The organism is Citrobacter braakii (genome assembly GCF_002075345.1).
Classification (GTDB): Bacteria; Pseudomonadota; Gammaproteobacteria; order Enterobacterales; family Enterobacteriaceae; genus Citrobacter; species Citrobacter braakii.
Map to the genome: position 1 here is coordinate 26,297 of NZ_NAEW01000027.1, position 7,568 is coordinate 33,864.

Here is a 7,568-nt window from a genome sequence, read left to right on the forward strand (position 1 = left end):
CATGTCACACTTATAATTTGGTCTCATGCCAGCCACGCGTCACCCAACATGCCGAATCACCATCGCACGGACACGACTTAACCGGCAGCGCATCGCCGCACTTACCACAGCGGTTAGCACTGATTGACTTGATGCGACCACGAACGCGGGCATCATCCTGGCGGATAAGCAACGCGATGTACTCGTTCATGTCATACGGCGCCCGACCAGAGCGACGGGCGGCGCAGTTTCTCGCCAGCATCTCCAGTTCCTGCTCGTCGAGTTGCAATTCCAGCTTGCGGTTACCAGATTCAGCCTGGCGGGCACGCTGCGCGGCTTTGCGTTCTGCTGCGGATTTAGCCATTGCTTACCGCCGAAGTAATCGTATTAAACGGGCAAGCAACCCCTATTGGGTGGCGACCGTTACAGATAAAGCAACGGATAGTGTTTAGCGGCTCATGGTTGCTCACCACCTGCTCGCGTTCTTCCTGTTCGCTTAGTGCATCACGGAAGGCCACTGCAACAACCTTGCCACCGAACGCCTCCATATGAGCATGCACAGGAGGCTCTTTACCGTCTTCAAAATCAATAACGAAGGTTAACTTTCCCATCACTTATCCCCTTCTGACAGTTTTTGCATAGCACCAGCGTAACGCTGCATCCCATGCTCAAGCGCCGACTTCACCTCCTGCTGCGGTGATGCTGGCAGCGGAATCCAGTGTGTTACATCGCAACTTGGCAGACTAATTTCATCGCCAAGCCATCCCTGACACTCAGACCAGCACTGCACGTAATATCCGTACTCAGTATTTACTGCGCACCACTGAGCGTCTTCAGGCATCCTCTCGCTTACCTGAATCCAACAATCCGGCGTTACCGAAGAGTTGCCAGCCTGAAGCATGCCGGTGAGGCAATCGCAATCAATGAGTATTGGTTCTCCCCATGGCTGAACTCCGCCACTATCCGTCATTCCAGTATCATTACATTTAAGGCACGCCACAGGCTCTGCGCCAAACGCAGCAATAGCCCAATCAATCACCTTCACAGCATCAGCCATTGCGTAGCCGAGATTACCGTCGTCGCTTTGTGCTGATGCTTTGCTGAGTATTTCGCTTATCTGGCGCAGGCGATCGAGTGATACATGACCGTGCGCCGGGTGGTTAGTTGTCATGGGTTAGTCCTCACCAGAGATACTGTAGACAGGTTGCTTTGAATGCTCCGCGAACACCTTCACGCGATTCGTAGTAGTAGGTTGAGTAGCCAGCGCGCGGAACTGCCTTCATCCACTTGTTGGCGCAAAACTCGGCCTTATCGAAGCATTCTCGCTCATCTTCTTCAATCTCACCCTGGCGAATGGCTTCGTCGATAAGCTCAGCCTTACTGACTTCTGCGTGGGCCATGAGCGTTACGCATTCGTCACTCTTCAGTAGCTGCACTACAAAGTTAACGTTTTCCATCTCACTCCCCCTTCACGCCAATGCCAGCGGCGGTAAGCGCTTTGTTGTAGTTGTTCTGGCAGTCGATATAACCTTTCGCGTAATCCTCAGAACCGCCATAGTGGACAATCTGGAAGTCATCGAATTGCTTTACTGCAACCGTCCGCGCCTCCAGTTCTGCTATGCGCTTCTCTGCGGCTTCCAGCTCATCCAGCAGCGCCAGAACTGTCAAAGGAGTGACGATGGCAGCGAATCTCTTATTGGCCTCGATGCCTTTCGTGTAACGTTTGATGATGCCAAGCTCATGCGCATCAGTTGCTAATTGGCGCAGCGCCTGTTTGTCGAGTGCCGTCATTGGGCTGCCTCCCAGCAGATTTGAACCGCATAACTGCTTTTCACTCGCTTCACTGCACCGAGAGCCTCAAGCTTTTTCAGGCGGCGCAGCACATACGCTGTCTTTGTTCCCTTGTAGTTATCGCGTAACCAGTGAGTGACCACATAGGTCATGCAATTGCCATGGTCACGAAGCACCTGGATGATTTCTTCATCGGTTGGTTTGCTCATAGCGCGGATCCTTTGCGAAGCTGGGCGGCGAAGTCACCGCAGATAGTTGCTGCTGCATCAAGCCCAATTTGTTCGTCCTGATAGCAATTAACGATGGCGCTGCTGATTTTCAGGCAAGCCTCATCTACCGCACTGGCCCGCACTTCAGCCAGGAAAGCGTCGGTGGCTGGGGCTTTTCCAGCTTTGCGCTCAATGGCGCATTGAAGACCTTGAATGGCATCCACAACGCGACTGCTGTCAAGATAGGTCTTACTACGATATACGTGCCTCATAACATCTGATGCGCACTCTTTCACGGTTACACTCTCCGCCGCCAGCTCCCTGCACTTGCTCTCGGCGTTAGCGAGCTGTACTGCCTGATTGGTTGAGCGAACAAACTGCACTTCAAGCTGTGTAGCCAGATCGCTAATCAGTTGCGCCAGGCTGCGCACGTCGACAGCACCGCATGATGCTTTCAATTCAGCAGCGCGCTCATGTCCTAACTTCGCCAACTCAATGATATTGCTTCCCATTATTACCCTCGCTTACCCGTATAAGTTATTGATTAGTTTGATAACTAAAAGGATCGTCGATTTAGAACTCTTCGACGCTCCACCCTCCACCAGCTTTCTTCGGCTTAACCGTTACCCCGATGATGCGAAACGGGTATTGGTCTGCTGCGACTTTGGTTTTCACCCTGGCGTCGTCAGTCCAGAAACCCTTCACTTCGTGCAGTTCCATCTCACCGGTGGTGAGCATCACTGCGAAGTCAGGCGTGTAGAACGTGTTATCAGCCAGGCGAAGCTTGATACCTTCGAACCGATACCAGGCTATTTCCCCTGCATGCTTGAGTAACTCAAGGTGCTTGCAGTAAGCCGATTCGGTTTTATTCATCTGGCCCGTCTTGAGCCTTCCGAGTGCCTGCAACTGCCTTTTCATGATTTACCTCTCAGGTAATTTAAAACCACAAACGAGTTAATTTCAATAGCTATGCGCATATTTTATTACCTTTTTGGTAATTAATTAGATGTAAAAAAATGCGCTGCTGCGCTACATAAATCGTTTTACTTCCTGATGTTACATATGTGTCTTGCCAACTTCTGCTGCCACTGAAACTGGTTTAGCTTGTCGTCTTCGCAAACCCAGAAGTCGATAAACGATGTAAGTTCAGTTTCTCTCACCCCCCTTTCAACAGGAGTACCCCATTCCTTCGATTTTTCTACAAAGTCTGGATCTGGATTCCACCCATCAAACATGGCGAACTGTTCTCCAGGAAAGTTATCCACAGATTTTTCTTCGCGCGCGTTATGAGTGGGGTTTATATGGGGTTTAATATCTTCTCTTCTCTTCTCTTCTCTGGTCCGCTTTTTGTCCGCATCTGAAGCGGACGTTTTGCGGACATTTCTCTTCCTGTCTGCGTCCTGCGCACGACGCTTTGCAGACTGTCCGTTATGGGCTTCAAAGCGCGGCATTACTAGGCTTTCTCCATTTTCTTCGAGCCATCCTACGGCCATCATTGCCCGTGAAAATCCAGGGAAGCCGATCAGGTCGTCGAGAGTCTCCGCACTGTATCCGTCAAGAAAGCCGTCAACAGAGTGGACATCGAAAAGACACCATGCGGAATGTAGTCCGCCAACTATCCGTAATCTGTCCGCTTTCAATGCGGACGCCATGCGGACAACTTTCGGATGTGTGTGCAAATCTGCACGCATCTTGATCCAGTCACCGGCCATGAGTAACCCCCATATAAGCGCGAATGAATTCAGCCGCAGCCTGTGCGTTTATGGCGTTACCGTAGCCTTTGAGTCGGCCGACGCGGTTGCTGCTTGCCACTCTTGCCACCCAGGGCTCGACTCGTCCCAGGCGTGCGGAAGCCCCATCAACCAACGGGAATGTGCCGGGTTCAACTGGACGCCATTTGCCATCTCGACATAAGAGCCAGTCTGCATCACGCCAAAAACCGTTAACCTCAAGGGGCCGCATAAGCTCGCCGCCCAGCCGATTTTGTTCGGAGTTTCTCGACCATCCCCGCTCATTTGGACTGTCGTTGCATTGGTGATATTGCTCACTTGAGGAGTTGGCCAACCCGTCATGAACACCTGGCGCGGCAACTGGTCCAGTCGTTCTTTCCCATCCCGCTGCGCTGTCATTCCCGCTGAGTCCTTCCAGTCGCGGGACGTTGGAGTTACCCAGCCCGCCATTCTGGCCGCCCCGCCCAATGTTGTTCCCCTGTTTGGCGCATTCGCGGCGGCTGCCTGTCCTGCAACCTGGTTGTTGTCGATCGTGGTTGGCGTCGGCCAGCCGGACATCATCGCCGCCGTTTGAATATTCATCCCGCCCTGGCGCCCGGACGTTCCCGCGCCGGTCACTGATGACGCTGTTGGCGTTGGCCACCCAGTAGGCCCGCTCTCTGATGTGCGGCGCACCGATGCCCGCTGCCGCAAACGGCACAAGCCCGAAGGCGTATCCCATTCCTTCCAGGTCAGCTTGTACAAGGTCGAACCATGTGTTTGCGTTACCGCTTGCAACCTGTTCGCCAAAGACATGCTGAGGTCTGCGCTCGCTGATGAGGTGGAAGAAATGGGGCCATAGGTGCCGCTCGTCAGCAAATCCATCGCCTTTGCCTGCCGCGCTGAAAGGCTGGCACGGGCAGGAGCCTGTCCACACTGGTTTATCGTCAGGCCATCCGGCGAGGCGGAGGGAATGGGACCAGACGCCAATTCCGGCGAAAAAGTGGCATTGGGTAAAACCTCTGAGGTCGTCAGGTGTGACATCTTCAATACTCCGTTCGTCAACTTCGCCTGGTGCGATATGACCGCCGGCGATAAGGTTACGCAGCCATTGAGCTGCAAATTGGTCTATTTCGTTGTAGTAGGCTGCTGGGATCATGCTGCCTCTCTTGCCATTCTGGCTGCCTTCATTTTTTCGGAACGAAGCTTTGCCTGTCGGCGTGCCCGCTCGTTATTGCACCGCACACACTCCCCGCTCAGGGTGTAGCGCTCGCTATCATGACCGTGGATACATTGCTTCCCGGTGTAGAAGCGAGTAAGGCCCAAATCGAGAGCCTCACGCTGGGTGATTCGCTTCATCGGATTACCTCTTTGTTATTTATCTTTGGTAATTTTGCACTAAGGAGAAAAAAGATCAACCGTATATGGTTTTTTATTACCAGAAAGGTGTTTTATGCAGGAAGGAGCCGCCAGGTAATGACGGCATTGATGGGTTCAGAGGGATTATCGGTCGTAGAAGAAGAGCACTAATTCAGTTTTTGACTTTGTCCATTCGCGGGAACGACATGCTTTAAACAGTCCGTCCATCAGTCGCTTACCAGGCATCTTGCGGCGCCCGGTCAGGTGAGTCTGGATGTAATGACTGGTGGTTCCGGCTTCATCTGCAAATGCTTCACGCTCATCAGGAGACAGCCCCAGCCAGTGCTTTTTGAAATCAAATTTTTTTTCGTCACTCATATTTTGCTTATCTCAGCCTGTCTATTCATATCTGAATTATTACCTTTCTGGTGAAAAAATCAATGATTATTACCGTTATGGTAACTTTACCTTTATGGTAATATTCATTTAAATTTAGTCAGTTAGGTAACATTAAATGGACAAATACAATAGCTATGAAAAGTATTTATGACATAAGACGCAAAAACCTTAACGAAATCATCCGCCGTGATTTCGATGACACCCAGTTGCGCTTTGCAGAGAGGGTGAAGCGTTCGCAGAACCTGGTCAACCGGTGGTGTACTGGTATCAAAAACATCGGACCGAATGCCGCACGCATCATTGAAGAAGCAGCGCGCAAAGAAAAGTTCTGGCTTGATGTCGATCACGAACTGGACGCAGTACAGGCTGATATCTTTATTCCTGCCACTGACGATGGCGAATGGACTGTAGAGAAGCAGGCCGCAGCCACGCTCAATTCCTGGATGAGAAAGAACACGGAAATGACATCCGAAAAGAAAGTTGCTGTTGCAGCTGGTATTGGCCCGGCCACAGTTAACCGGATTATGAAAGCGGAAGTCAGCACAACTATCGGCGTTCTTTCCTCCCTGGCGCGCGCGTTCGGGCATGAAGCATACGAGATGATTATTCCCGTAGGCGCCCCTGGTGTTATCGACTACGACCACCGGTTGTATGCAGCTCTGCCACAGGAAGAGAAAAACAAGATCACCTCATTCATCAACTTCGTGTTTGAGCAGAACAAAAGAAAGTAATCCCCCGCCATTCTGACGCTTTACCTGCCCGATGGCGGTAAGCTCTCGCCTCACACAATTACCAAAATGGTAATTTTTTCTCGTCATACCTATTGACACAATCACTTTTTGATCTGATTATTACCCAAAAGGTAATACATGAGCGCATCGCTCAGGCAGAAACCACCACTTCGTGGCTTTCCTGCATCTTCAGGTATTACCAAAATGGTAATAGAGAGGTTCATATGCAGTGGAAAGTCATCAATGGTTGGTACTGCGTTACAGCTTGCGGGCTGATGAGCTGGAAGTTTCGCACGCTGCCGGAAGCAATCAGCTGGGCATTCGTCAGCAAACTGGCAGCAAAAACGGAAATGGGTATGGGGGTGAATAAGTGACTGATTTAGCAATTATCGAAATCGCGCCAGACATGGCGCCGGCAATTTACGTTGAGAATGGGCTTGATTCCTTCCTGGAAAAGATCCGCGCCGGAGTAAACGAAGTTCCTGACCTGAGCACTGCAAAGGGACGGGCTCGCATTGCATCGCTGGCCGCACAGGTATCACGCAGCAAAACTGCTGTAGAGAAACCTGGCAGGGATTACCTGAAGCGCCTCAAGGAGCAGCCGAAAGTGGTTGAAGCTGAATTGCGCCGCTTCGTCACCGAATGCGATCAGCTGCGCGATGAAGTACGCCGCCCCCTTACCGAGTGGGAAGATGCTGAAAAGGCGCGCACCGAAGCACTGCAGCAGCGCCTTGTGTATTTGCGTGCGCTGGCTGACGTGATCGACACCGCCGGTAACTACCTGCCTTCTGCTGATATTCAGGCGCGCATTCTGGAAGCTAAATCCGTGGTACTGGATGACAGCTGGCAGGAACGCGCAGCAGAGGCGGGAGTGGCTAAAGATTCAACTATTCAGCAACTGGAAGCGTCGCTGGTAATAGCGCAAAAGCGCGAACATGAAGCCGCTGAGCTTGATCGCCTGCGCAAAGAGGCAGAAGAAAAAGCACGCCTTGAGCGTGAAGAGAATATCCGCCGTGAAGCCGCTGAACAAGCTAAGCGTGATGCAGAGGAAAAGGCACAGGCTGAAATTGATGCTGCTGCACGCCGTGAATCTGAAGCCAGAGCTGCAACTGAACGCGCAGAGCGCGAAAAAATTGAAGCCCAGCAGAAAGCAGAGCGTGAAGCAAAAGCCGCTGCGGAAAAAGCTGAGCAGGAAAAGAACGCTGCTATCGCAGCGGAGCGCCGCCGTCACGAGGAAGCTGAATCAGCGCGCCTGGCTGAGCAGTGTCACTAACGGTGCGAAAGTGATCCATATCCGACGCCTGAAATCAGATCCAGGGGTTAATCTGCTCTCCTGATTCGGGAGAGCTTATGGTCACTTTTGAGACAGTTATGGAAATTAAAATCCTGCA

The 7,568-nt window shown here is 51.8% G+C and carries 14 protein-coding genes and 2 pseudogenes; 3 read left to right on the top strand and 13 right to left on the bottom strand.

The genetic code is table 11. The features are described 5' to 3' along the window. Positions 1 to 10: 10 nt before the first annotated feature. The 13 genes and pseudogenes from BZK42_RS25710 to BZK42_RS25765 form a co-directional block, all read right to left on the bottom strand. Complete coding sequence (locus BZK42_RS25710; protein WP_080860857.1) at positions 11 to 343, bottom strand: hypothetical protein; 333 nt, start codon at positions 341 to 343, stop codon at positions 11 to 13. Beyond that, positions 336 to 590 carry a hypothetical protein gene (locus BZK42_RS25715; protein WP_080860858.1) on the bottom strand — a complete coding sequence of 85 codons (255 nt, stop codon included), beginning with the start codon at positions 588 to 590 and terminating at the stop codon, positions 336 to 338. Before BZK42_RS25715 ends, BZK42_RS25710 begins: the two co-directional genes overlap by 8 nt. Continuing rightward, entirely contained in the window at positions 590 to 1,150 is a 561-nt protein-coding gene (locus tag BZK42_RS25720) for a DUF551 domain-containing protein (RefSeq protein WP_080860859.1), read from the bottom strand. Before BZK42_RS25720 ends, BZK42_RS25715 begins: the two co-directional genes overlap by 1 nt. 10 nt (positions 1,151 to 1,160) lie before the next feature. Continuing rightward, on the bottom strand, positions 1,161 to 1,436 hold the full coding sequence (locus tag BZK42_RS25725) for a hypothetical protein (RefSeq protein WP_080860860.1): 276 nt from the start codon (positions 1,434 to 1,436) through the stop codon (positions 1,161 to 1,163). A gap of 1 nt (position 1,437) precedes the next feature. Further along, entirely contained in the window at positions 1,438 to 1,770 is a 333-nt protein-coding gene (locus tag BZK42_RS29090) for an ead/Ea22-like family protein (protein WP_249025169.1), read from the bottom strand. After that, on the bottom strand, positions 1,767 to 1,979 hold the full coding sequence (locus tag BZK42_RS25735) for a hypothetical protein (protein ID WP_080860872.1): 213 nt from the start codon (positions 1,977 to 1,979) through the stop codon (positions 1,767 to 1,769). The genes BZK42_RS29090 and BZK42_RS25735 overlap by 4 nt, the downstream gene beginning before the upstream one ends. Continuing rightward, positions 1,976 to 2,491, bottom strand: a complete 516-nt coding sequence (locus tag BZK42_RS25740) for a hypothetical protein (protein ID WP_080860874.1) — start codon at positions 2,489 to 2,491, stop codon at positions 1,976 to 1,978. Before BZK42_RS25740 ends, BZK42_RS25735 begins: the two co-directional genes overlap by 4 nt. Before the next feature lie 61 nt (positions 2,492 to 2,552). Beyond that, a complete protein-coding gene (locus BZK42_RS25745; protein WP_080860876.1) occupies positions 2,553 to 2,897 on the bottom strand; it encodes a DUF1064 domain-containing protein in 345 nt (114 codons plus the stop codon). A gap of 125 nt (positions 2,898 to 3,022) precedes the next feature. Continuing rightward, on the bottom strand, positions 3,023 to 3,691 hold the full coding sequence (locus BZK42_RS25750; protein WP_080860878.1) for a DnaT-like ssDNA-binding domain-containing protein: 669 nt from the start codon (positions 3,689 to 3,691) through the stop codon (positions 3,023 to 3,025). Beyond that, positions 3,681 to 4,139: pseudogene (locus tag BZK42_RS29790) on the bottom strand (DNA cytosine methyltransferase); the annotation flags it as partial. The gene BZK42_RS25750 and the pseudogene BZK42_RS29790, both read right to left, overlap by 11 nt. 200 nt (positions 4,140 to 4,339) lie before the next feature. Beyond that, positions 4,340 to 4,847: pseudogene (locus tag BZK42_RS29795) on the bottom strand (DNA cytosine methyltransferase); the annotation flags it as partial. Further along, positions 4,844 to 5,047, bottom strand: a complete 204-nt coding sequence (locus BZK42_RS25760; RefSeq protein ID WP_080860882.1) for a hypothetical protein — start codon at positions 5,045 to 5,047, stop codon at positions 4,844 to 4,846. The pseudogene BZK42_RS29795 and the gene BZK42_RS25760, both read right to left, overlap by 4 nt. 144 nt (positions 5,048 to 5,191) lie before the next feature. Further along, the gene (locus BZK42_RS25765; RefSeq protein WP_080860890.1) at positions 5,192 to 5,425 is read right to left on the bottom strand and encodes a hypothetical protein; all 234 of its coding nucleotides are present in this window, start codon (positions 5,423 to 5,425) and stop codon (positions 5,192 to 5,194) included. A gap of 155 nt (positions 5,426 to 5,580) precedes the next feature. Between BZK42_RS25765 and BZK42_RS25770 the strand changes: the two genes are divergently transcribed. The 3 genes from BZK42_RS25770 (at position 5,581) to BZK42_RS25775 (ending at position 7,450) form a co-directional block, all read left to right on the top strand. Continuing rightward, entirely contained in the window at positions 5,581 to 6,177 is a 597-nt protein-coding gene (locus BZK42_RS25770) for a helix-turn-helix domain-containing protein (RefSeq protein WP_080860892.1), read from the top strand. A gap of 224 nt (positions 6,178 to 6,401) precedes the next feature. Next, positions 6,402 to 6,551, top strand: a complete 150-nt coding sequence (locus tag BZK42_RS29000) for a hypothetical protein (protein WP_169922393.1) — start codon at positions 6,402 to 6,404, stop codon at positions 6,549 to 6,551. Next, on the top strand, positions 6,548 to 7,450 hold the full coding sequence (locus tag BZK42_RS25775) for a coiled-coil domain-containing protein (protein ID WP_249025170.1): 903 nt from the start codon (positions 6,548 to 6,550) through the stop codon (positions 7,448 to 7,450). The genes BZK42_RS29000 and BZK42_RS25775 overlap by 4 nt, the downstream gene beginning before the upstream one ends. The last annotated feature ends 118 nt before the right edge of the window (positions 7,451 to 7,568 follow it).

What these genes read in the sequence shown, in the direction of transcription:
- BZK42_RS25725 (WP_080860860.1), bottom strand. Translation starts at nt 1,436, where the DNA reads ATGGAAAACGTTAACTTTGTAGTGCAGCTACTGAAGAGTGACGAATGC.
- BZK42_RS25750 (WP_080860878.1), bottom strand. Translation starts at nt 3,691, where the DNA reads ATGGCCGGTGACTGGATCAAGATGCGTGCAGATTTGCACACACATCCG.
- BZK42_RS25740 (WP_080860874.1), bottom strand. Translation starts at nt 2,491, where the DNA reads ATGGGAAGCAATATCATTGAGTTGGCGAAGTTAGGACATGAGCGCGCT.
- BZK42_RS29000 (WP_169922393.1), top strand. Translation starts at nt 6,402, where the DNA reads ATGCAGTGGAAAGTCATCAATGGTTGGTACTGCGTTACAGCTTGCGGG.
- BZK42_RS25735 (WP_080860872.1), bottom strand. Translation starts at nt 1,979, where the DNA reads ATGAGCAAACCAACCGATGAAGAAATCATCCAGGTGCTTCGTGACCAT.
- BZK42_RS29090 (WP_249025169.1), bottom strand. Translation starts at nt 1,770, where the DNA reads ATGACGGCACTCGACAAACAGGCGCTGCGCCAATTAGCAACTGATGCG.
- BZK42_RS25715 (WP_080860858.1), bottom strand. Translation starts at nt 590, where the DNA reads ATGGGAAAGTTAACCTTCGTTATTGATTTTGAAGACGGTAAAGAGCCT.
- BZK42_RS25765 (WP_080860890.1), bottom strand. Translation starts at nt 5,425, where the DNA reads ATGAGTGACGAAAAAAAATTTGATTTCAAAAAGCACTGGCTGGGGCTG.
- BZK42_RS25710 (WP_080860857.1), bottom strand. Translation starts at nt 343, where the DNA reads ATGGCTAAATCCGCAGCAGAACGCAAAGCCGCGCAGCGTGCCCGCCAG.
- BZK42_RS25770 (WP_080860892.1), top strand. Translation starts at nt 5,581, where the DNA reads ATGAAAAGTATTTATGACATAAGACGCAAAAACCTTAACGAAATCATC.
- BZK42_RS25720 (WP_080860859.1), bottom strand. Translation starts at nt 1,150, where the DNA reads ATGACAACTAACCACCCGGCGCACGGTCATGTATCACTCGATCGCCTG.
- BZK42_RS25745 (WP_080860876.1), bottom strand. Translation starts at nt 2,897, where the DNA reads ATGAAAAGGCAGTTGCAGGCACTCGGAAGGCTCAAGACGGGCCAGATG.
- BZK42_RS25760 (WP_080860882.1), bottom strand. Translation starts at nt 5,047, where the DNA reads ATGAAGCGAATCACCCAGCGTGAGGCTCTCGATTTGGGCCTTACTCGC.